This is a genomic window from Paraburkholderia sp. CHISQ3, assembly GCF_030464945.1.
GTDB classification, from domain to species: Bacteria; Pseudomonadota; Gammaproteobacteria; order Burkholderiales; family Burkholderiaceae; genus Paraburkholderia; species Paraburkholderia megapolitana.
On the sequence record NZ_JALPRG010000012.1, the window covers coordinates 145031 to 168852 of the forward strand.

19 protein-coding genes are annotated in these 23822 nt (G+C 61.6%); 13 read left to right on the forward strand and 6 right to left on the reverse strand.

Annotated elements, in window-relative coordinates:
• Position 1: 1 nt before the first annotated feature.
• Positions 2 to 742 (reverse strand): FadR/GntR family transcriptional regulator, encoded by a 741-nt coding sequence (locus M0D65_RS26135; protein ID WP_266255180.1) that lies wholly within the window; start codon positions 740 to 742, stop codon positions 2 to 4.
• Positions 743 to 928: 186 nt separating this feature from the next.
• On the opposite strand from M0D65_RS26135, the gene lhpH reads away from it, so the two are divergent.
• From lhpH to M0D65_RS26170, 7 genes are all read left to right on the forward strand, one after another.
• The gene (lhpH, locus tag M0D65_RS26140; RefSeq protein ID WP_266255181.1) at positions 929 to 1936 is read left to right on the forward strand and encodes a trans-3-hydroxy-L-proline dehydratase; all 1008 of its coding nucleotides are present in this window, start codon (positions 929 to 931) and stop codon (positions 1934 to 1936) included.
• A 51-nt stretch (positions 1937 to 1987) separates the two neighbouring features.
• The gene (gene lhpI / locus M0D65_RS26145) at positions 1988 to 2929 is read left to right on the forward strand and encodes a bifunctional Delta(1)-pyrroline-2-carboxylate/Delta(1)-piperideine-2-carboxylate reductase (RefSeq protein WP_266255182.1); all 942 of its coding nucleotides are present in this window, start codon (positions 1988 to 1990) and stop codon (positions 2927 to 2929) included.
• Positions 2930 to 3186: 257 nt separating this feature from the next.
• Positions 3187 to 4662: a glucose-6-phosphate dehydrogenase gene (gene zwf / locus M0D65_RS26150; RefSeq protein WP_091017913.1), complete on the forward strand. Its 1476-nt coding sequence runs from the start codon at positions 3187 to 3189 to the stop codon at positions 4660 to 4662.
• Between the two features lie 336 nt (positions 4663 to 4998).
• Entirely contained in the window at positions 4999 to 5766 is a 768-nt protein-coding gene (locus M0D65_RS26155) for a hypothetical protein (protein WP_266255183.1), read from the forward strand.
• A 274-nt stretch (positions 5767 to 6040) separates the two neighbouring features.
• Positions 6041 to 8848, forward strand: coding sequence for an EAL domain-containing protein (locus M0D65_RS26160; protein ID WP_308076722.1), 2808 nt, complete (start codon positions 6041 to 6043; stop codon positions 8846 to 8848).
• A gap of 444 nt (positions 8849 to 9292) precedes the next feature.
• Complete coding sequence (locus M0D65_RS26165) at positions 9293 to 10603, forward strand: autoinducer binding domain-containing protein (RefSeq protein WP_091017918.1); 1311 nt, start codon at positions 9293 to 9295, stop codon at positions 10601 to 10603.
• A gap of 125 nt (positions 10604 to 10728) precedes the next feature.
• Entirely contained in the window at positions 10729 to 11952 is a 1224-nt protein-coding gene (locus M0D65_RS26170; protein ID WP_266255185.1) for a cytochrome P450, read from the forward strand.
• A gap of 3 nt (positions 11953 to 11955) precedes the next feature.
• On the opposite strand, the gene M0D65_RS26175 is transcribed toward M0D65_RS26170, so the two are convergent.
• From M0D65_RS26175 to M0D65_RS26195, 5 genes are all read right to left on the reverse strand, one after another.
• A complete protein-coding gene (locus M0D65_RS26175) occupies positions 11956 to 12990 on the reverse strand; it encodes a 4-hydroxyphenylpyruvate dioxygenase family protein (RefSeq protein ID WP_266255186.1) in 1035 nt (344 codons plus the stop codon).
• A gap of 44 nt (positions 12991 to 13034) precedes the next feature.
• Positions 13035 to 13451, reverse strand: coding sequence for a RidA family protein (locus M0D65_RS26180; RefSeq protein ID WP_266255187.1), 417 nt, complete (start codon positions 13449 to 13451; stop codon positions 13035 to 13037).
• A 100-nt stretch (positions 13452 to 13551) separates the two neighbouring features.
• Complete coding sequence (locus tag M0D65_RS26185) at positions 13552 to 14325, reverse strand: Crp/Fnr family transcriptional regulator (protein WP_266255188.1); 774 nt, start codon at positions 14323 to 14325, stop codon at positions 13552 to 13554.
• Between the two features lie 14 nt (positions 14326 to 14339).
• On the reverse strand, positions 14340 to 15170 hold the full coding sequence (locus tag M0D65_RS26190; RefSeq protein ID WP_266255189.1) for a prephenate dehydratase domain-containing protein: 831 nt from the start codon (positions 15168 to 15170) through the stop codon (positions 14340 to 14342).
• A gap of 184 nt (positions 15171 to 15354) precedes the next feature.
• The gene (locus tag M0D65_RS26195; protein ID WP_266255190.1) at positions 15355 to 16434 is read right to left on the reverse strand and encodes a GlxA family transcriptional regulator; all 1080 of its coding nucleotides are present in this window, start codon (positions 16432 to 16434) and stop codon (positions 15355 to 15357) included.
• Positions 16435 to 16706: 272 nt separating this feature from the next.
• On the opposite strand from M0D65_RS26195, the gene M0D65_RS26200 reads away from it, so the two are divergent.
• The 6 genes from M0D65_RS26200 (at position 16707) to M0D65_RS26225 (ending at position 23805) form a co-directional block, all read left to right on the forward strand.
• Positions 16707 to 18092: an L-serine ammonia-lyase gene (locus M0D65_RS26200; protein ID WP_091017933.1), complete on the forward strand. Its 1386-nt coding sequence runs from the start codon at positions 16707 to 16709 to the stop codon at positions 18090 to 18092.
• A 67-nt stretch (positions 18093 to 18159) separates the two neighbouring features.
• Positions 18160 to 19404, forward strand: coding sequence for a sarcosine oxidase subunit beta family protein (locus tag M0D65_RS26205; protein WP_091017935.1), 1245 nt, complete (start codon positions 18160 to 18162; stop codon positions 19402 to 19404).
• A 25-nt stretch (positions 19405 to 19429) separates the two neighbouring features.
• A complete protein-coding gene (locus M0D65_RS26210) occupies positions 19430 to 19726 on the forward strand; it encodes a sarcosine oxidase subunit delta (RefSeq protein ID WP_091017937.1) in 297 nt (98 codons plus the stop codon).
• Positions 19726 to 22725, forward strand: a complete 3000-nt coding sequence (locus tag M0D65_RS26215) for a sarcosine oxidase subunit alpha family protein (protein WP_091017940.1) — start codon at positions 19726 to 19728, stop codon at positions 22723 to 22725. Before M0D65_RS26210 ends, M0D65_RS26215 begins: the two co-directional genes overlap by 1 nt.
• The gene (locus tag M0D65_RS26220; RefSeq protein ID WP_266255191.1) at positions 22715 to 23344 is read left to right on the forward strand and encodes a sarcosine oxidase subunit gamma; all 630 of its coding nucleotides are present in this window, start codon (positions 22715 to 22717) and stop codon (positions 23342 to 23344) included. Before M0D65_RS26215 ends, M0D65_RS26220 begins: the two co-directional genes overlap by 11 nt.
• Positions 23341 to 23805, forward strand: a complete 465-nt coding sequence (locus M0D65_RS26225) for a dihydroneopterin aldolase (RefSeq protein WP_266255192.1) — start codon at positions 23341 to 23343, stop codon at positions 23803 to 23805. Before M0D65_RS26220 ends, M0D65_RS26225 begins: the two co-directional genes overlap by 4 nt.
• The last annotated feature ends 17 nt before the right edge of the window (positions 23806 to 23822 follow it).

Genomic DNA, 23822 nt, shown 5'->3' on the forward strand with positions numbered 1-23822 from the left:
GTTACTTCGGCGTTATATCCCGCCGCACCCGCATAATGTGCTGCTCCACATAAAACGCCGCCGCATCCGCATCCCCGCCGACAATCGCCTCATAAATCAACCGATGCTCTGACACATAAAGCCGGATGCGCGCCGGGTCATCGATCCCATCGTCCTTGAGCCGTTTCCACAACGGCTGATCCATCGTCTTCGCGACTTCATCGGCGATCTTCACGAGTAACGCATCGCCGGTCATCACCGCAAGCTGGCGATGAAACAGCCGGTCGCTATCGTTCCACAGCGCCCGCTGCCCCGCATCGGTCACGTCGACGATCGAATCCATCTGCGCGAGATAGTGCTCGGCGAGCGGATCGCGTCGCCCGTGCGCAGCGGCACGCCGGGCGATGGCCGGCTCGAGGATTAGCCGCACGTCGAGCGTCGAACTGGGACTGAAGTCGGGGTCCGCCGCCGGCGCCATATTGTCGGGCGGTACGGCCGAAAGGCGTTGCAGCGCATCCGCGCAAACATAGGTACCGGAGTTGCGCCGCGTGAGCACGAGCCCTTCGTTCTGCAGCGCGCCGATCGCCTCGCGCACCGCCGGCCGGCCAACGCCGAACCGCGCGGCCAGTTCACGCTCGGACGGCAGTCGCGTTTCCGGCGCGAACTGGCCGCCGCGGATGTCGGCGCGGATCCGCTCCGACACCTGCTCGTAGATCTGCTTCGGGCGAAACGCGCTCTCGGATGCGAAAGTTGTCGTGACCATATCGCCAGGATTCGAGGACTGCGGGGAAACAGCACAAGACGGCTGATCTGCTTTCAAACCAGATCGCCGCGATTATTTTGAAACTGGTTGATGCGAAATCCAATGTGGTCTAGATTTTGGGCCAGTATAAAACAGCATCGAGGAGAACAGGATGGTCGGGGACGTACAAGAAGGGCACGCAGCAACATGAAACTGAATCGCGTCATCAGTACGGTCGAGGTGCACACCGGCGGCGAGCCGTTCCGGATCGTGACGAGCGGGCTGCCGAAATTCCCCGGCAAGACCATCGTCGAGCGTCGCACGTGGCTCAAGGAACACGCGGATCATCTACGGCGCGCGCTGATGCTCGAGCCGCGCGGTCATGCGGATATGTACGGTGGTTATCTAACCGAGCCAGTCAGCGAAGGCGCCGATTTCGGCATCATCTTCGTCCACAACGAAGGCTATAGCGACTACTGCGGACACGGCGTGATCGCACTCGCCACCACGGCCGTCGCGCTCGGCTGGGTCGAACGCAGCGAACCGGAAACGCGCGTCGGCATCGATGCGCCGTGCGGCTTTATCGAAGCGTTCGTGCAATGGGACGGCGATCATGTGGGCAGCGTGCGTTTCGTCAACGTGCCGTCGTTCATCTGGCAGCGCGACGTCACGGTGAATACGCCGTCGTTCGGCGAAGTGCGCGGCGATATCGCGTTCGGCGGCGCGTTCTATTTCTATACTTCGGGCAAGCCGTTCGGACTCGAAGTACGCGAAAACGCGGTCGACCGGCTGATCCAGTTCGGCGCCGAAGTAAAGCGTGCAGCGAACGCGGCGTTCAAGGTCGAGCATCCGCAGATTCCCGAGATCAACCATATCTACGGCACGATCATCGATAACGCGCCGCGTCATGCGGGCTCGACGCAGGCGAACTGCTGCGTGTTCGCCGACCGCGAGGTGGATCGCTCGCCGACCGGTTCGGGCACGGCGGGCCGCGTCGCCCAGCTGTATCTGCGCGGCGAGCTGGCGCGCGATGCGACGCTCGTCAACGAATCGGTGATCGGCACGGTGTTTCGCGGCCGGGTGCTGGCGGAAACGAAGCTGGGCACTTTCGATGCGGTGATTCCCGAGATCGAGGGAGACGCACATATCTGCGGCTTCGCGAACTGGCTGGTCGACGAGCGCGATCCGTTGACCTATGGTTTTCTGGTGCGCTGAGCGAGCGCGACGCCGCGCATCGATAACGATCGACAACAGGAGCAGCGCAGGATGAGCAGCAGGACCACGCAGATCTACGACGCCGCCGAAACCGCGCGCGTTACGCCTTATGCGGCGCTCGTCGAAGCGTTGCGCCGCGCCACCGGCGATTACGCGAGCGGGCGCATCGTGAGCCCCGAGCGACTGGTCGTGCCGCTCAACGACGGCGGCATCCTGCTGTCGATGCCCGCTACCGCGCCCGACCTCGCAATCCACAAGCTCGTCAACGTCTGTCCGCGCAACGGCGAGCGCTCGCTGCCGACGATCCACGGTCAGGTGATGGCCTTCGACGCCGATACCGGCGAGACGCTGTTCATCCTCGACGGTCCGACGGTGACCGGGCGCCGCACCGCGGCGATGTCGATGCTCGGCGTCGCCACACTCGGTCGTGCGGCGCCGCGCGACGTGCTGCTGATCGGCACCGGCACGCAGGCGGCGAACCATCTGGAGGCGATTGGCGAACTGTATCCGGATGCCCATGTGCGGGTGCGCGGTAGTGCACCGGAGCGGGCGAGGGCATTCTGCGCGGCGCATGGCACGAAGGTGCGTAGCCTCGAAGCCTGCAACGACGCGCAAACCCCGGTCGCGGTCGATCTCGTGATCGCACTGACGACCAGTCGCGCCGCCGTGTACGACGAAGCGCCGCGCACGGACCGGCTGGTGATCGGCGTTGGCGCTTTTACGCCGGAGATGATCGAACTCGGATCGCGCACGGTGCTGGGCAGCGCGCTCTTTGCCGACGATCTGGCCGGCGCGAAGCACGAGGCCGGCGATTTCCTGCAGGCGGGGGTCGACTGGAATACTGTTACGGGTATCGCGGCGGCGCTGGAGCGCCCTGCATCCGCGGCCCCGGCCGACCGGCCGGTCGTCTTCAAGTCGGTTGGCTGCGCGGCGTGGGACCTGGCTGCCTGCCGCGTCGCGCGTAGCACGCTTGCTTCGGCGCACGGGTCGTAGCCCTCACAGCCTTCACAGCCTTCGTAGCCGCGCCGCACGGGCCAGCCAGCAAGCCGGCACCGGCCGCGACCTGAACCGCGGCACATGCAAAGCAGCTCACATCGACAAAAAAGTGTCGCTCAGGTGGCGCATGCTGCTGTGCAAACATTCCCAAAACGTTGCACCATAGGCGTCTTGCGAAAAAAGCGGGGCCCGGCAAGACGCCGCCGCACCGCCGTTTTTCGCGCCGACCTTTACCACGACGCTGCGACCGCACCATGACAACCCAGACCGCTCCTGCTTCGCCCGACCTTCCGCTCGACATGATCATCTTCGGCGGCGGCGGCGATCTGTCGGCCCGCAAGCTGCTGCCCGCACTGTACATGGCGCATGTGCACGGCAATCTGCCCGCCGATACCCGTATTCTCGCCATCGGCCGCCGGCCCTGGTCGCGCGACGAGTACCTGTCGTTCATGGAAGAGCACTCGAAGCCTTTTGTCGGCGACAAGGTCATCGACGCAGCCGCATGGGACCGTTTTCTGGCGCTGTTCGAGTACGTGCAGGTCGACGTGGGTTCGGGCGACGACTATGCGCGGCTCGCTCAGGTGTCGCGTCCCGGCGTGCGGCGGGTGTTCTATCTCGCGACGTCGCCAAACCTGTTCACGACGATCTGCGATCACCTCGCGTCGGCGGGGCTCGTCGACGAGCATTCGCGCGTCGTGCTCGAAAAGCCGCTCGGCTCGGATCTCGCATCGGCCCAGGCGATCAATACGTCGGTCGGCACGCATTTCAACGAAGCGCAGATCTACCGGATCGACCACTACCTCGGCAAGGAAACGGTGCAGAACCTGATGGTGCTGCGCTTTGGCAACGCGATCTTCGGTCCGCTGTGGCAGGCGCCGTATATCAAGAGCGTGCAGATCACGGTGGCGGAAACGGTCGGTGTCGGTAGCCGCGCGGGGTTCTACGACGAAACCGGCGCATTGCGCGACATGGTGCAGAACCACTTGCTGCAACTGCTGTGCATCGTGGCCATGGAGCCGCCGGTATCGCTCGATCCCGACGCCGTGCGCGACGAGAAGCTGAAGGTGTTGCGCTCGCTGCGCCGCATGACGCCCGAAGACATCGCGCACGATACGGTACGTGGCCAGTACACCGCGGGCGCGGTGGGCGGCGAACCGGTGAAGGGTTATCTGCAGGAAGACAACGTGCCGGCCGATAGCCGCGCGGAAACCTTCGTTGCGCTGCGTGTGCATATCAACAACTGGCGCTGGGCGAACGTACCGTTCTTTCTACGTACCGGCAAGCGGATGCAGAAGAAGGTATCGGAGATCGTCATCGAGTTCGCCGACCTGCCGTTCTCGATCATCCCGAGCGGTCCGCGCAACTACGGCAACCGGCTCGTCATCCAGTTGCAGCCGGCGGAATCGATCCAGTTGCAGATGCTCGCGAAAGAACCCGGTAGCGGCATGCACATGCTGCCCGTGAACCTGAATCTCGATCTCGAGCAGGCTTTCACCGAGCGACGTGCCGAAGCGTACGAGCGTCTTCTGATCGACGTCGTGCGCGGCCGACTCACGCACTTCATGCGCCGCGACGAACTGGAAGCGGCCTGGGCATGGGCCGATCCGATCCTCGAAGGCTGGAAGCAATCGAGCGACCGGCCGCGCGGGTATACCGCAGGTACCTTTGGACCGTCGGCTGCGACCACGCTCGTGGCGCGGGAAAACATCGTATGGGCTGAAGAATCCTGAGTACGCCGGGCGGTGCGTAGATGAGGCGCGGATGCCTCATCGCTACGCGCCAGCGGTTCCAGCAGATAGAAACGGGCCTGTATCGCCATTGCTACACCGGCGATACGGGCCCGTTTCTTTTGTGTTCCTCTTTCCCCGATTAGGCCCCCTGATCGTTCAAATATGAACCGGCGGGTTCGCATTTTATGTATGCCCACCGGAATTTGCCTGGAAAAATTCGGTAGCGCTCACCCCGGAATTTGACTTCGTGAGAGGCTAGGTCGGTCATGCCGTTTGCACGCTTTTCGTGTCTCGGCATGGCGTTTTCCTATCTTGTCACTTAAAAGAGGCCACACAATGGATCGCCTTAATTCCGCGGTGATAGAGACTCAATTTCTCCGCGAACACGCCGATAGCCCGGACTTTCCGGCCCAACCGACCTTACTGAAACAGGAGCGCTTGCCTTTTACCATTCGTATCGTTGCCGATGACAACGGCCTTGAGAAAGCCGTGCAAATGCGGCGTATTGCTTATCGTCGTCATTTACCAGATTTTGCAGACAAAATGACGATAGAAAATAGCGATCGCGAACCCGGTACGGTCGTGCTGCTTGCTGAGTCGAAACTTGATGGTGGGCCGCTCGGGACGATGCGTATTCAGAGCAACGAGATGGCGCCGCTTGCGCTTGAGCAGTCGGTGGTGTTGCCGGAGTGGTTGAGCGGGAGTCGGCTCGTGGAAGCGACGCGGCTTGGGGTAGCCGGAGGTACCATAGGAAGAATGGTCAAGATCGCGCTGTGCAAGGCGCTATTTCTGTATAGCGAACAAGAGCAGATCGACTGGATGGTGATTACCGCGCGCGCGCCGCTGGACCGCGAATACGATGCGATGTTATTTATTGACGTTTTCGCAAAGGAACAATTTCTGCCAATGGCGCATGTTGGTGGTTTGCCGCACAGAGTAATGGCGAAGCCGGTCGCGCTCGTGCAAAAGCGTTGGGAAGCGGTCCGGCATCCGCTATGCCCGTTCTTTTTTCAAACTTATCATCCGGATATCGATCTGAATTCTGTGCATTTATCTTTCGGGGCGGAAACGGTAGGATGCCCCAGAGATTCGCAAATTGCCTAGGCGATCAGAACGAGGTACTCCGGAAGGCTGGCTAGTCCAGCACGGCGATGGCGAATTTTTGAGGTTTTCGCCATCGCCTTCGCGACGCCCATGGTGCATGAGGGGACAACTACGTATGGAACCGGCGGCTCTATTTTCGCGGTCAAGATATATGCGCGCGGGCATCGACCGGTTGCTATATGCATTTTCGGTCTACGTTGTGCCAGTGCTGATTGCGGCTGCCAGCGTCCTGATCCTGTTGTGGTCGCCGCACCGATTCGAGTCGAGTGGCGCAATGCCGCTTACATTGCGCGCGATCCACGACAATCGCGCAACCCTTGCACCCGCGGCAGCGATGAAACTGTTGCAGCAGGCCTCCGGCACGCGACGTTACAGCACGCAGCTGGCCGAATCCCCCATCTGGTTTACCTTCGATGCGCCTGCTATGCAGCCGGCGCGTCCCTTGCTCATCGAATTTCCGTCGCGTCATGCGCAAACGTTGGCGTGCTGGGTTGCCTCGACGATGACACCGCTTGGAACTGCCAGCCGCACGTCTACCAGCGGCCAGATGCGTCCGGTGAAAGCCGGATTTTCCGTCGAACTCGGTACGCTCACGAGTGCCGAGTCGATCCTCTGTCGTGGCACGTTCTCGGGACCGGCCTACATTAACGTGTTCGCGTGGGACCGGTCTGGTCTTGCGGTGTCCGCGCTCGATTTCGAAGAAAGTTCTGCACTTATCGCTGGCGGCCTGTTGACGCTCGCCGTGTTCGTGTTCGTCACCGCGTTGATCAATCGCGAACTGACCTACGTGATCTTCGCCGCGTGGCTCGTCGGCAACCTGCGATTGTGTGCGAATGCGATGGGCTGGGACACCGAGTGGCTCGGTCACACGATCGCACCGGAAGCGATGCAGCCGCTACGACAGATCACGTTCGCTGTGTATTACCTGCTGACGGTCGCATTGTTCGGCCAGCTGTTTCGGCGCGAGCTGAAGCGGGTCGGCTACCGGAGGGTATTGCGCGTCGTCCAGTACAACGGTCTGGTGTTGTTCGTCGCATCGCTTACGCTCAGCTACGCGCACTTCATCCCTGTGCTATGGGTGCTGGGCAGCTTCTGCATGGCCGTGCTGATTTTCCTTCTTGGGCGGCTCGTCTGGTTAGCGCGCTCACGCACGGTGATGTGGTATGTCGCATCGATGGCGGTCGTGCTGTTCTCGACGTTTTCGGAGGTGCTGAGTGCCGCCTTCGGCATCAAGCTATTGTTCGGCGGCGTGAATCCGGTCGTCGCTGCGTTGTCGTCTAGCATGATGGCGGCGTTTGCCATTGCCGAACAGGTGCGTGCCGAGCGCGAGCGCAGGCGGCAGATGCAGATCGAGTTGCGCAACGCATACGAGGTTACGCCGATCGGTCTCTTCACGCTCGACGGCAACGGTAATTTCGTGCGCGCCAATCCTGCACTGCGCACGATGCTCGATCTGCGTCGCGCCGATTATCGCGTGCGCCGCTGGAACGACTACTTCGAGCCAGGTGCGTGGGATGCGTTGCAGACACTCGCGGCCAAAGGCAGCGACGGCGAACTTGAACTCGACGGTGTGGCGAGCAAGGGGGGCCGGCAGCGTCGTTTTCTGCTGAAAGCGACGCATTCGAATGGCTGGATAGAGGGGTCGCTGCAGGATGTCACGGAGCGGGCGAAGGCTATCGAGCAACTGCACTTTCTCGCCGAGCACGATCCGCTCACCGGTTCGCTGAACCGCCGCGGTGTGGAGAAAGCCATTGCCGTTCAGGCGACGGATCCGCAACCGTGGGCGCTTGCGTATATCGATCTCGACCGCTTCAAGCTGATCAACGATCTGTTCGGCCACCGTGCCGGCGATGAAGTCCTGAAGCAGGTCGCCGTGCGCACGCGGACATTGTTCGAAGAGCGCTATCCGGTCGGCCGGATCGGTGGTGATGAATTCGTCTGTGTGATGAGTAACACACAGATCGACGATGCGATTGAACAGTGCCACGAACTGATCACCGTGTTGAGTGCAGCTCCGTATCGGGTTGGCCGGCGCTCGTTCCAGGTGAAGGCCTCGATCGGGCTTGTCGAATGTTCGACGGGCGCGCGCGTCCAGGACACACTATCGAACGCGGATCGCGCGTGCCGCGAGGCCAAGCGCGTCGCGCATGCGCGGCTCGTCACGTATCGCAAGGGCTCGGCCGCCTTCGAGGAGCGCGCGAAGGAACGCATGCTCGTCGAATCGCTCGGCCAGAACCGCGTGCCGGCCGGTCTCTTCGTCGTGATGCAGCCGATCATGTCGCTGAGTGCACCGACCGCCTCTCTGAACTTCGAGGTGTTGTTGCGCATGCGTGCGCAGGATGGTTCGACGCTACCGGCGGGCAAGGTCGTGGTCGCCGCCGAGGAATCTGGCAACATCGCCGCGATCGATCGCTGGGTGTTGACCACCGTACTCGAATGGGTCGATGCGAATCGCGCCGCGTTGCCGAATACGCGTTTTATCTGCGTGAACCTGAGCGGTGGTTCGCTGAACGACGAGCAGTTCGTCAACGATATCTTCGCGTTGTTCAGCCGCTACCGGTCGGTGGTGCACTACCTGTGCTTCGAGATCACCGAGAGCGTTGCGCTGCACGATCTCGAGAACACGCAGCGTTTCATCGCGCGCGTGCATGAGATGGGCGGCAAGATTGCGCTCGACGATTTCGGCGCGGGCTATACGTCGTTCCGCTACCTGAAAGATCTTTCGGCGGATGCGTTGAAGATCGACGGCGAGTTTATTCGCACGATGTGCGCTCATCCGGCAGACACCGCGATCGTCGAGGCGATCGTCGCGCTCGCGCGCAACCTCGGCATGCGCAGCATCGCCGAATGGGTCGAAGATATCGACACGCTGCGTGCGCTGAAGGAAATCGGCGTCGACTACGTCCAGGGTTTTGCCATCGCAAAGCCGCAAGAAAGCGCAGCGATTCTCGCGGCGAGTTCGGCGGCGAGCTTTGTTACGGATGCCGAGGTCTCTAGATTCGTCGAGAGCCTGACGACGTCAGAGGAGGCACTGCAAGCGTGGAAAATGGGCCAGAAACCCTCTGTTCCATTGGTGCGTTAAAGAACCGAACGAATTGTCGTCCAGATCGAACGCGCAGCGGTCTCTTCGAGACGCAAAGCGGTGCGATTTAACTCATACTCGCCGACCGAGCGTGTCATTGGAATAGATTGTCCGCCGCGATTCCCAAAGGCATTTGATTATTCCCCCGTCTTGCCAACTGCCACACGCAATATTTATCGTGAGAGTAAGATCACAGCGGACTCTCTCAATCGAACGCAGTTAAATAGGGAAATGGATTTTTATCGAAGCTAGTAAGAAATCTTTTCCTGCGAAGGAGTATGCAATAAGCATATTTGTTCGAGGTCGCAAATTGGCGTTGCTTCGCATGTCGTTGTGAAGAAACGAGGGGCGACATAGCAAGGAAAGAGGCTAGGTGCCGCTTTCCGGATTGGTACGAGTCTAGGCGAGCATGACTGAGGCGATAGCAGTGCGGATGGAGGGGGTATGGGTTCGGAAGTAAAGCGTTTGGTAAAGATGTTTGTATCTACGGGGCACGACTACGAAAACAGGTTACGCATCTTTGAGCAAGATGCCGACGTGGTTGTCGAGCGCGAAACGCTTATTGGAGCTGGGCGGGAAGGTGAAATCAGCTTTACGGTCGTATATGCGGACACCGCGCTTCGAATTGAAGATCTGGTTTCGCATGATCCGGACATCCATCTAAGCATGCGCGGCACAGAATTTCTGACTGGCCGGTTCCGGTCCCGCCCGACTGACCGGGGTGACCCGGTGACGGATCAAATTCAGACATTGGCCGGTATTACTTCGGAAGCGAAGCTATGTCGCACGATCCTGGGAATGATTAGCCCGTTTGGGGCTAATGCATTCGGCGTAATTTATGTGACTTCCGACCCGCAGACACGTCAACCGCGCACGTATCGGGTGCTCGCCTCGGGCGACAACGGATTCCTGCAGATGTTCGTAGAAAAGCGGTGGTTCGCAATCGATCCTTTCCTCACTCACGCGGCTGCGTCCAACACACCTATCTATAGCTCCTCCATAGGCTTGCTGGACAACTTGACGGGTAGCTGGCGCGACATGGGTGTTACTGCCCGGGGTTGTGGGTTATGCAGTTGGGCCGGGTTTCCTACGCATCGTCCGGGGACGAATGATTTCGGGATGTTTTACATTACCTCGCCCACACTTCCGGCCGACGGTGGGGAGCGCCCCTTCCAGGAAAATACGGTTTTTCTTCGTGGCCTCGGCGCTGAAATATTCGACTGGCAGTTGGCGGCCCGACGCGCGCAGGATCTTAATGATCGCAATTTCAACGCTCGCGATCTTCGGGTACTCAAGGCCGTCGCATCCGGTAACACCGCGAAGGACATCGCGTCGGCACTCGATATCAGTGAACGGGATGTTCTGAAGCGAGTATTTCCCGAGGTAGTAGCGAAAGCTCGCACCAGGAACGTCAGGGACGCAGCACGTTACGCGGCCGAGCGCGGCTTGCTTCCGACTCTCGACGGCAAGAAGGTCGTCTATGTCGCCGTATCGGATACGCGCGGTGTCTACCTCGGAACTCTCTCCGGTACGCCGTTCTGGTCGAAGACCAATCCCTCCGGCATTCGTGACGCCTTTGCTTTTGCTACAGAGCCAGAGGCGCGCGAGATACTGAGCAGTGTCGGGATAAACGATGGGTATCACTTCGTCCGCGTCGAAGTAGACCAGTCAGCCGATACGGTAGCCGAGGAGATTTGCGTCGCCTTCGGCCTCCCCGGTTGGAACGACCCGAATGTGCAGTCGAGCCGCGGATAACTCGTGCACATTCCAGTCGCCTTTGCAAGAGAAGGAAAAGGCTGGCGAAGCTAACTAAGATCGCCAAGTGGAAATAACGAAACGCGCCGGCTGGCAGTGCAGCGGCGTCTGCCAACCTTACTTTCATGAACTATACCGATCTCGCCTCCCCCGATTTCTACCGCGATCCCTATCCGGTTTATCAACTCCTTCGGCAAGCCGGCAATCTTGTTCCTATTGCGCCCCGAACGCTAATAACCGGGCATGCCGACATTGCCCGGACCGTGCTGGCTGATCGAAAGATGGGGAAAAGCTATCTGGAGGCCGTCCGTACGCGCTACGGCGAAGCTGGAGTAAGTCAGCCAGCTTTCCAGGCGCTTTCAAAAATGCTGTTGATGATGAATCCCCCCGCACACACACGACTGCGGGCGCTGCTCATGAAAGCCTTCAATTCAAGGCAAATCGATCTGCTGCGAGATATCTCGCAGTCGACGGCAGACGAATTGATCGACGCACTGGAGGCAAACCGTCCAATCGATCTCGTGTCGGAATTCGCAGCGCCGATGCCCATCAGGATCATCTGCAAAATAATGGACGTACCGCTCGATCACGCTCCGGCGCTAGGTGCGAACGTCGGCCGGTTAGCCCAGACCCTCGAAGCCGCCCCTCTCAGCCCGGAGCAGATAGCAGCAGCCAACACCGCCCTGGAAAACCTCGAACGTTACTTCAAAGACGTCATCGCAACCCGCCGATCGCACCCAGGCACCGACCTAATATCGACAATGCTGTCGATAAACGACAACGGCGAGACATTCAGCGAAAACGAAATCATCTGGAACGTGATCTTCATTTTCGCCGCAGGTCATGAAACGACCTCGAACATGATCGGCAACGCACTGATTGCGCTACACAAGCATCCCGACCAGCTCGAAAAACTACGAGCGCATCCAGAGCTCCTGACGCAAGCGATCAACGAATGCATGCGCTACGACAGCTCCGTACAGATCGTGCAACGCGTGGCACTTGAAGATACCGACATCCACGGCGTAGCCGTCCCGAAAGGAACGATCGTCCTGTTGTCGCTTGGCGCGACGAATCGCGACCCCATGCAATTCGACCAGCCGGACACGTTGCTTATCGAGCGGCCAGAGAGCGCGAATGCACCGCTCGTGTTCTCAGGCGGCATCCACTATTGTCTCGGCGCTCGTCTAGCCATGTTCGAGCTCGAGACTGCATTGGGAACGATCCTGCGAAGGCTCCCCGACCTGCGCCTGACCAATCTCGACGCGCTTCAATGGCATCAGCGAAACACGCTGCGCGGCGTGACCTCACTGCTCGGACACATTGACCAGCGTCCGCTCGCCGCATAGCGACTATGACTGCAGCGAACCCCGTTCCTGCTGATCCTTCTCCTGCGATTCGAACAACGCCTTGAAATTGCCTTCACCGAATCCGTCCTCGCCACGTCGTTCGATGATTTCGAAGAACACGGGCCCGATCTGACGTCGGGTGAAGCGCTGTAGAAGGATACGTTGCGACCCCGTACCGTCGACGAGAATGCCGCGACCGGCGAGACGATTCACGTCGAGCCCATGCGCCGGTAGACGCGCATCGATACCGCCGTAATAGGTCTGCGAAGGTGCCACCATGAATTCGATCCCGGCGTGGGTGAGCTTGTCGATCGTGTCCTCGATATCGGAAGTCAGCAGCGCGATGTGCTGAATCCCTTCGCCGCCGTAGTCGCGAATAAACTCGTCGTTCTGGTTGAGTACGCCGGGTTTGTCGTGCGCCGCTGCCGCGACTGGAATCGACACGCGCCCGCACGGACTGACCATCGATCGCGCGCGCATACCCGACCTGTCACCCTTAACCTCGAGATATTGCTTCTCGACGAATCCGAAGTTGTCGCGATAGAAGTCCGCCCAACGATCGAGATTGTCGGGACGCACGATGTTCGACGTGTGATCGACCGCGACGATGTTTGCGTCGCCGGCTGGTACGTCGCGCGGTTCGACCGGCAGGTGAAACGCCGCGCGAAAGTCGCTGTCGACGAAGTACACGAGGCTATCGCCGATTCCGAGGATGGTGGGCGTGTCCATGACGAATGCGCCTTCGTGTTCCGGCGATGCAACACGCGCACCGCCGGCCAGCGCCTGTTCCAGTGCGACACGCGCATCGTCGACGCGAATGCCGATTGCGCGCACGGACGCTCCGTGCTGTTGCTGGAACGCATTGCGATTCCCGTTCACGATGAACGTGGCCGAGCCTTGGGTCATCAAGACCATGTCGTGTGCTGAGCGGCCGCGACGGCGAAAGCCGAGACGTTCGAACAACTCGATGAGTTCAATGGGGCGTGGCGAGACGAACTCGACGAAAGCGAATCCATCTGTTTTAACCTGGGTGGTCATATCCGGTTCCTGATTTTCAGCAACGCTTAAGTGCGCGTTAAGCCTCAAGCGTCGCGCGTTGCCGCGACCACCTTGATTTCAACGATGAGTTCCGGACGCGCCAATGCCGCGACACCGAGAATCGTCCATGCCGGGAAATCCGCGCGAATGTACTGCTCTTTCACCGCGCGAAAATCCGCCAGCTGCGAGCCGACATCGACGTGATAGGACACGAGTTCGACGATGTCCGTGAAATCCAGATGCAGATGCGTGAGGATCGCTTCGATCCGCCTGAAGGCCACATCGATCTGTTCTTTGGGCGACTCGGGGATCGAACCGTCGGCGCGCAAGCCGATCTGTCCTGCGATAAACACGAGGCCGTTGGCCGTGACGGCCGGCGCATACTGGAAGAGATCGAACACACGGTTGCTGCCGAAAGTCGCGTCGTCTTCGGGGAGGCGCAATCGTTCTATTCTGCTCATGACTTTTCCTTCTCGTAACGTAGAGGGCACACGGCAGGATTGCCGATGTACCGGACTCTACGGACGAGCGGGATGCAAGTCTGTATAGGCGTTTACGAAATCAACCGAGAAGTTTCGACGGATCGAGCACCCAGATGCGGCGCTGCTTGATCTCGATAGCGCCGACTTCCGACAATCGTTTCAGCGCACGCGTAACGGTCACGCGTGTCGCTCCGGTCATCGCCGCGATCTGCTCGTGCGTGAGGGAAATCGTGATCAGCGTGCATCCGTCGTACTGTTCTCCGTACAGATCCGACAGTCGTCCCAACAGTTCTCCAATACGCATTTCCGGCTTGGGGAGCGCCAGGTACTGAATGCGCGATGCGAGGATGCGCTGTTTGAGCGCGATGACGCGTAGCAACGAAATCGCAAGCTCCGGGTTTGAGGGTATGGCCGCTGTGATGACCCCGATGTCGAATTCGAGCAGCTCCGAGTCTTCAACGGTGATTGCCGTGGCGATGCGCGGATAGCCGTCTACTGCGGGGCTTTCACCGAACATCGACCAGCATCCCATGACCTCGAGAATGAACTCGGCGCCGTCGTTCTGAAAAATGGACACCTGGACGCGACCGGACAGCAGGAAGTAGAACGTGGACCCCTGGTCGCCTTGCCGATAGATCGTGGCGCCTTTGCCGTACCTTTTACGACGCCCTAGATGCGCGGCGCGTACCCACGTGCCGGCCGTGGCATCGTCCATGTGCCACGTCTCGGTTGTTAGCGTCTCGTGCTTTCTCATACGTGGTCCCTGTGTGCCGGTGCGCGACGCATGTGGGCCCGTGCACGATCCATCGAGGCCGAAGTTCGCCAGTCGGGCGAACTGAGTGCTTTCTGTCATGGGGACACGCCTTGTCAGTACCTTCGGGCATAGGAACCGAGGACGCGAATGTCCTTGTGTTCGGGCAGGTACGTTTTGAGTGCGCCCTCGTGAGCGTGGCCCGCGACCTCGATCAGATAGCGATGGGTGTCGAGTGTTTTTTTGCTTGGCCGTTCGTATATCGTCAGTACCTGGATTCCGGCCTCGGCAAACGACGACAGCAGACCGGACAGTTGCTCATCGGCGACTTCGACGAGCAGGGAGGTCTTGTCGTGGCCCGTCGGCGCCGGCATGGTTTTACCGAGTACCCACCACCGGGTCACGTTCTGCGGTCCCTGTTCGATGCCATCGGCAAGCGACACCAGTCCGTAAATCGTGCCGCCGATTTTCGGACCGAAAGACGCGCTGTCGTGCGTGTCGCTCTGTGCGACGGTCTGTGCCGCGGCGCCGCCGCTGCTTGCCGCTACGCGCGTGACAGTTGGCATTTCCCTGTCGAGCCAGGGCTTCACCTCTTCAAATGCGACCGGATGCGCATAGACCTGCCGGATATCTTCGCGACGGGTTCCGGGACGCGCGAGCAGGCTGTAGCCGAGCATCTTCGGGTACTCCGCGACGACCTGTACGTCGGGTAAATCGAGTACGGCATCCAGATAGGGTGTGATGCCGACGGCGGAGGTCGTCACGGGTATACACGCGCGCTCGATCTTCCCGGATGCGTACGCCGAAAACAGTGCTTCCCGGTCCAGTGGAACCAGTTCGTCCGGGCCATAGAGATCCAGACAGGCCTGATGTGTCCACGAGCCGGCCGGCCCGAGATAGCCGATCTTCCCGGGCGGATTCGCAGCAACGGTATGGGAGAGTGTCATGGTGAGGAGGACAACGCACACGCATCGAATGATGGCGAGGTTCACGATAGCTTGTTCATCCAATGAGTGACGCGCGGGGAGACAGAACCGTTGTGCATATTGTGGTTCTGTACCGGGTCACACAAAAGAACCAGGAATGAACATTCCTGATGGTCCAGAACCGGTCGTCAACGAAGAAACGACGCTAGTACACGTCCACCCGCCCCGGAAACGTTTCATTGATCGCCGCCGCATCGTCGGCGGGGGCCGCACCTCGTTGCTCGCGAAACATCACCGGCGGCACGCCGAACTGCTTGCGGAATTCGCGTCCCAGGTGCGAGGCATCCGAGAAACCGCAACTCGAGGCGATATCGGCCACGGTGCGATCCGAACTGGTCAGCAGCCAGGCCGCGGTGCGCAGCCGCACCTGTTTGGCGAAGACCTGCGGGCTTTTGCCGGTCTCTGCCTTGAAGAGACGCTCAAGCTGCCGCGGCGACAGGTCGAGCTTGCAGGCGAGTTCTTCGAGCGGCAGCGATCGTCCGACGTGCTGTTCCATCAGCAGGATCGCGCGCTTCACTTTGGGATGCGTGGCCGGTTCGAGCCCCGGTGGATGGGGTTGCGGCGCATTGCCTTTCTGCATTTCGCCGACCAGCAGGATGCGCAGCGCCTTCTGCACAGTTGCATGCTCGAAATGCCTGAGCAGGATCGCGGCGGCGACGTCGATCGACGCACGACCGCCCGAACACGTAATGCGCCGCCGGTCGATCACGAACAGCCGGTCGGCGATCAGCAGGTCGGAATTCACGGCCGGAAAGCGTTCGACGAAGTCCCAATAGTGAAACCAGCTCACGCAGATCCGGTGCGCGTCGAGCACGCCGGCGCGCATCAGCGCGAACACGCCGGTGCAGATGCCGACCAGCGTCGCACTGGTGCGCGCGGCTTCGCGAATGAACTGCAGCGTTTCGTCGCTGGCCTGCGGTCCCGAATGCAGCAAGCCACCCACGACGACCACGTAATCGAACGGCTCGGCGCTCGCGAAGGTTTCCCACGGTGTGATCTGGATGCCGCAACTCGCGCGCACGGGCGCCAGCGTATCGCCGATCACGCTCCACGAGCAGCGCACGGGTTTGCTGTAATCGCCTTCGTCGGCGGACAGCCGCAACATGTCGACGAAGCCCGAGAACGCGGTCAGTGTGAAGTTCGGCAGCAAGACGATGCCGAAGCGGATGCGCTCTTTCGGCGCGCCGTCGATGGAGGCGAGTGGTAACGGTTCTGCGGTTTTCATCGTGAAGCTGGGCCTGCTGTGGTATCGGGCGAGCTGCTGGGGCGGCGCGATGGTCCTAGCGTCGCCGATCGGGTGCGCCGCGACTTGCGCTTTTCCGCCGTGAACCATCGCAGAAACGAACGGCACGGGCCGGCAACCCCGTCGTGGCGTCGCCGTCCCACGTCGATGCCGTTTTTGTTCTATCGGCGGATTTTACGCTTTGGTGTACTGGCGCCATCCTGGAGAAACGCGCGCCGCGCCGATTTCCGCCCCCATTCGCGAGGCAGCTCCCCATGAACGTCAGCGTCTTCGATCTGTTCAAGATCGGCATCGGACCGTCGAGTTCGCACACGGTCGGCCCGATGATCGCGGCGTGCCGCTTCGCTTCGCACGTCGAGGACGCCAATCTGCTCGGCTTTGTGCGGCGCGTCAAGATCGAGCTGTATGGGTCGCTCGGCGCAACCGGCAAGGGCCACGGCACCGACAAGGCGGTGCTGCTCGGGCTCGAAGGCCATCTGCCCGATACGATCGACCCCGATATGATCGCGCCGCGTCTTGCCGAGATCCGTGCGCAGAAGTCGCTGCGGCTGCTCGGCCAGCAAGCGGTGCAGTTCGACGAGCGCGAGCATCTGTCGTTCTACCGCAAGCTGATGGCCGGTACCGGCGTCGTGCACCCGAACGGTATGCGCTTCCAGGCCTTCGACGAGAACGACCAGTTGCTGGTCGAGAAAGAGTATTACTCGGTGGGCGGCGGTTTCGTCGTCAATCGCGAGGGTGATCGCGTGAACGGTGTGCGAGCGGGCGGCGAGGTGCCGTATCCGTTTCGTACCGGCGACGACCTGATGCGCGTGTGTCGCGACAGCGGGCTGTCGATTGCCGAGGTTACGTTGCGCAACGAGTGCGCGTCCCGTTCCGAACAGGAGGTGCGCGATGGTCTACTCGCCATCTGGCGCACGATGGCGGCCTGCGTCGAGCGCGGCTGCAAGGAGCGCGGCGAGTTGCCCGGTCCGATGCGCGTGAAGCGCCGTGCCGCCGATCTGTCCACACAACTGCGCGAGCGCTCCGAAGAATCGTTGCGCGATCCACTGTCGATGCTCGACTGGGTCAACCTCTACGCGATGGCCGTCAACGAGGAAAACGCCGCGGGCGGCCGCGTCGTCACCGCGCCGACCAACGGCGCGGCGGGCGTGATTCCCGCGGTGCTGCATTACTACGTCAAGTTCGTGCCCGGTTCGAACGACGCCGGCATCGTCGATTTCCTGCTCACCGCAGCCGCGATCGGCATCATCTACAAGGAAACCGCATCGATCTCCGGTGCCGAAGTGGGCTGCCAGGGCGAGGTCGGCGTCGCGTGTTCGATGGCTGCGGCGGCGCTTGCAGCGGTGATGGGCGGCACCCCGACCCAGGTGGAGAACGCCGCCGAAATCGGCATGGAACACAACCTCGGCATGACCTGCGACCCGGTCGGCGGCCTCGTGCAGATTCCCTGCATCGAGCGCAATGCGATGGGCGCGATCAAGGCGCTGAACGCATCGCGGATGGCGCTGAAGGGCGACGGCCAGCACTACGTGTCGCTCGACAACGTGATCAAGACGATGCGCGAAACCGGCGCCGATATGAAAACCAAATACAAGGAAACGTCACGCGGCGGCCTGGCCGTGAACGTCATCGAATGTTGAGTTGAAAGTTGAGCCGAATGTTGAACCAACCGATCATCAGAAAAGCAATCAGCAAGGAACCCGTCACATGAGCCGCTATTCGATATTCAGTCTGTTTCGCAACGGGTTGTCGTATCACGAGAACTGGGAGCGTCAGTGGAGGAGCCCCGAGCCGAAACGCGAATACGACGTGGTGATCGTCGGCGGCGGCGGGCATGGGCTCGCCACGGCGTATTACCTCGCGAAAGAGCACGGCGTGCGCAACATTGCGATTCTCGAGAAAGGCTGGATCGGCGGCGGCAATACGGCGCGCAATACGACGATCGTGCGTTCGAACTACCTGTGGGACGAATCGGCGGCGCTGTACGAGAAGGCGATGAAGCTGTGGGAAGGGCTCTCGCAGGACCTTAACTACAACGTGATGTTCAGCCAGCGCGGCGTGATGAATCTCGCGCACACGCTGCAGGACGTGCGCGACACCGAGCGTCGCGTGAACGCGAACCGGCTCAACGGTGTCGATGCCGAATTCCTCACGCCCGAGCAGATCAAGGCGATCGAGCCGACCATCAATCTGAATAGCCGCTACCCGGTGCTCGGTGCATCGATCCAGCGGCGCGCGGGTGTCGCGCGTCACGATGCGGTTGCGTGGGGTTTTGCGCGCGGTGCCGATCAACACGGCGTCGACATCATCCAGAACTGCCAGGTCACCGGGATTCGCCGCGAGGGCGGCGCGGTGATCGGTGTCGATACGGTGAAGGGTTTTATCAAGGCGAAGAAGGTCGCGGTTGTCGCGGCTGGCAACACGTCGACGCTTGCCGATATGGCCGGCATCCGGCTGCCGCTCGAAAGCCATCCGCTACAGGCGCTGGTGTCCGAGCCGATCAAGCCGGTCGTCAACACGGTGATCATGTCGAACGCGGTGCATGCCTACATCAGCCAGTCCGACAAGGGCGATCTCGTGATCGGCGCGGGCGTCGACCAGTACACGGGCTTTGGCCAGCGCGGCAGCTTCAACATCATCGAAGGCACGCTGCAGGCCATCGTCGAAATGTTCCCGGTGTTCTCGCGCGTGCGCATGAACCGGCAGTGGGGCGGCATCGTCGATGTGTCGCCGGATGCGTGCCCGATCATCAGCAAGACCGATGTGAAGGGCCTCTATTTCAACTGCGGCTGGGGCACCGGCGGCTTCAAGGCGACGCCGGGCTCGGGCTGGGTGTTCGCACACACGATCGCGAAGGACGAGCCGCATCCGCTGAACGCGCCGTTCTCGCTCGATCGCTTCTACACCGGTCACCTGATCGACGAACACGGCGCGGCCGCAGTCGCGCACTAACCCCACGCACAACGGAGATAACCACATGTTGCTGATCGAATGCCCGTGGTGCGGACCGCGCGCCGAATCCGAATTTTCCTGCGGCGGCGAGGCCGATATTGCCCGTCCGCTCGATACCGATGCCCTGACCGACAAACAGTGGGGCGACTACCTGTTCATGCGCAAGAATCCGCGCGGCGTGCATCGCGAGCAATGGCTGCACACACAGGGTTGCCGCCGCTGGTTCATGGCGACACGCGACACCGTGTCGTATGCGTTCCAGGGCTATGAAACCTTCGACCGGCCGACGCCGGCCAGCACCCCCAGCGAGGGCAATTCCTGATGAGCCAGAAAGACCGCCTCGGCGCCGGTGGGCGCATCAACCGCGCGATTCCGCTGACTTTCACGTTCAACGGCCGCACATATCAGGGTTTTCAGGGCGATACGCTGGCGTCCGCGCTGCTTGCGAACGGCGTGCACTTCGTTGCGCGTAGCTTCAAGTATCACCGGCCGCGCGGCATCGTGACCGCGGGTGTCGAGGAACCGAATGCAGTGGTTCAGCTCGAGCGCGGCGCCTACACGGTGCCCAATGCACGTGCCACCGAGGTCGAGCTGTATCAGGGGCTCGTCGCGACTAGCGTGAACGCGGAGCCGAGCCTCGAGCACGACCGCATGGCGATCAACCAGAAGTTTTCGCGCTTTTTGCCTGCGGGCTTCTACTACAAGACGTTTATGTGGCCGCGCAAATGGTGGCCGAAGTACGAAGAGAAGATTCGCGAAGCAGCGGGTCTTGGCAAGGCGCCCGATACGCTCGATGCCGATCGCTACGACAAGTGCTATGCGCATTGCGACGTCTTGGTCGTGGGCGGTGGCCCGACGGGTCTCGCCGCAGCACATGCGGCCGGTATCGCCGGTGCACGCGTGATTCTCGTCGACGATCAGCGCGAACTGGGTGGCAGCCTGTTGTCGTGCCGCGCGGAAATCGATGGACGTTCCGCGCTGCAATGGGTCGAGAAAATCGAGGCGGAACTGTCACGTCTGCCCGATGTGAAGATACTGAGCCGCAGTACCGCGTTCGGATATCAGGATCACAACCTCGTCACCGTGACGCAGCGTTTGACCGATCATCTGCCGGTATCGATGCGCAAGGGTTCGCGCGAACTGCTGTGGAAGATCCGCGCAAAGCGCGTGATTCTCGCGACCGGTGCGCACGAACGTCCGATCGTGTTCGGCAACAACGATCTGCCGGGTGTGATGCTCGCATCGGCGGTATCGACCTACGTGCATCGCTACGGCGTGTTGCCGGGCCGCACGGCGGTGGTGTTCACCAACAACGACGATGGCTATCAGTGCGCGCTCGACCTGAAGGCGTGCGGCGCGAACGTGACCGTGATCGATCCGCGCCAGCAGGGCAACGGCGCGTTGCCCGCCGCGGCGCGCCGGCATGGCGTGAAAGTGCTCAACGGTAAGGTCGTGACGGCGGCGCAGGGCAAGCTGCGGGTTGCGTCGGTGGAAGTCGCCGCTTATGAGAACGGCAAGGTCGGCGCACGCGAAGCCGATGTGCCGTGCGATCTGCTCGCGATGTCGGGTGGCTGGAGCCCCGTACTGCATCTGTTCGCACAGTCGGGCGGCAAGGCGCACTGGAACGACGACAAGGCGTGCTTCGTACCGGGCAAGGCCGCGCAGGCCGAATCGAGTATCGGCGCCGCGGCCGGAGAATTCAGTCTCGCGCGCGGGTTGCGGTTCGCCGTCGATGCGGGTGTAGAGGCCGCGAAGGCAACGGGCTTCGATGCACCGCGTCCGCAGGCCCCGCAGGCGGCGGACATCGCCGAGGCACCGTTGTTGCCGCTGTGGCTCGTCGGTAGTCGCGAGGCGGCGCCGCGCGGTCCGAAGCAGTTCGTCGATTTCCAGAACGACGTCTCGGCCGCCGATATCCTGCTCGCAGCGCGCGAAGGCTTCGAATCCGTCGAACACGTCAAGCGTTACACGGCGATGGGCTTCGGCACCGATCAGGGCAAGCTAGGCAACATCAACGGGATGGGAATTCTCGCCGACGCGCTCGGCAAGACGATTCCCGAAACCGGCACGACGACGTTCCGGCCGAACTACACGCCGGTTACGTTCGGCACATTTGCCGGCCGCGAACTGGGCGACCTGCTCGATCCGATTCGCAAGACCTGCATCCACGAATGGCACGTCGAACATGGTGCGGCCTTCGAGGACGTGGGCAACTGGAAGCGTCCGTGGTACTACCCGCAGGCGGGCGAGGACCTACATGCAGCGGTGGCGCGCGAGTGCCTCGCGGTGCGCAACAGCGTCGGCATTCTCGATGCATCGACGCTCGGCAAGATCGACATTCAAGGCCCGGATGCGGCGCAACTGCTGAACTGGGTCTACACGAATCCGTGGAGCAAGCTCGAAGTCGGCAAGTGCCGTTACGGCCTGATGCTCGACGAAAACGGCATGGTGTTCGACGACGGCGTGACCGTGCGTCTCGCCGACCAGCACTACATGATGACCACGACGACAGGCGGCGCGGCGCGCGTGCTGACCTGGCTCGAACGCTGGCTGCAGACCGAATGGCCGAGCCTGAAAGTGCGGCTCGCATCGGTCACCGATCACTGGGCGACGTTCGCCGTGGTCGGGCCGAAGAGCCGCAAGGTCCTGCAGAAAGTGTGCAGCGACATCGACTTCGCCAACGCCGCGTTCCCGTTCATGACGTATCGCGAAGGCACAGTGGCGGGTGTGGCCGCACGCGTGATGCGCATCAGCTTCTCGGGCGAACTGGCCTATGAAGTGAATGTGCCGGCCAATCTCGGCCGTGCGGTGTGGGAAGCGTTGATGGCCGCGGGCGCTGAATTCGACATCACGCCGTACGGCACGGAAACGATGCACGTGCTGCGCGCGGAGAAGGGCTACATCATCGTCGGGCAGGACACCGATGGGTCGATCACGCCGCACGATCTCGGCATGGGCGGGCTCGTTGCGAAGTCGAAGGACTTTCTCGGCCGGCGTTCGCTCGCGCGTTCCGATACCGCGAAGGCGGGCCGCAAGCAACTCGTCGGTCTGCTTGCCGACGACGCGCAATACGTGATTCCGGAGGGCAGCCAGATCGTCGCCGGGCCGTTCCAGGGCGCTACCGCGCCGATGCTCGGGCACGTGACGTCGAGCTACTACAGCCCGATCCTGAAGCGTTCGATTGCACTGGCAGTCGTGAAGGGCGGCCTCGACAAGATGGGCGAGAGCGTGACGATTCCGCTCGCGAGCGGCAAGCAGATCGCAGCGAAGATCGCGAGCCCGGTTTTCTACGACACCGAAGGAGTCCGTCAACATGTGGAATGAAACCAGAAGCAATGTACCGGGCACTGCGTCGGCGATCGTGCAGGCGGAGTCGCCGCTCGTCGGAGTCGGCGATCTGTTGAAGGCGCATCAGGCGGGCGCCGCGAAGAAGTTCCGGCTCGAAGAACGGCCGTTTCGCGATCTCGTGAATCTGCGCGGCGATGCGACCGATGCCGCGTTCGTCAACGCAGTGGAAAGCGTCACGGGCTGCCGGCTGCCGGTCAAACCGAATACCGTCGTGCGCGGCAACGGCTACGACGTGCTGTGGCTCGGCCCGGACGAGTGGCTCGTGCGTTCGCAGCAGCAACAGGCGGCGACGCTCGAAGGCAAGCTCACGGCGGCGCTGGCAGGGCAGTTCGCCGCGGCGGTCGATATCGGTAGCGGATATACCGTGCTGGAGATTAGCGGCGAGAAGGTGCGTGAGGTGATTGCACGCGGTTGTCCGCTCGATCTGCATCCACGCGTGTTCGCACCGGGGCAGTGCGCGCAGAGCCACTACTTCAAGGCATCGATCGTGCTGATTCCGGTGGCCGATACCACGTATGAACTGGTCGTGCGCCGTAGTTTTGCCGACTACTTCGTGCGCATCATGCTCGACGCGGCCGAGCCGCTCATGTCATGAAGCCATTCGACGCACCGGTCGCCGCGTTTGCCGCGCCTTTGGTAGCGAGACAGGGGCGCGGCTGGCGCGTGTTCGTCGACGAACTGAGCGTCGCAACGCGTATCGGTATCCATCCGCACGAGCATGCTGCCGCCCAGCCGATCGCACTCGATGCGAGCCTCGTATATCGCTGTGAGCCGTCGGAAACCGGCGCGCACGGATTGATCGACTACGAGCAGTATTGCGAGCGCGTAACGGCGTTTCTGTCGACGAAGCCGCACACCAGAACGCTGGAAACGCTGGCCGTCGAACTTGCCGTGCTGTCGTTCGGCGAGTGGCCCGCGCTCGATGCACTGACGCTGGCGTTGCACAAGCCGAAGATCCGCGAGGGTACGCGCCGCATCGGCGTCGAACTCGACTGCACCCGCGCCGACTACGACGCGTGGTTAGCCCGTGCCGCTGCGCCGGGCGTGGCGAGCTGAGCGGCGCGGCGCCCAGG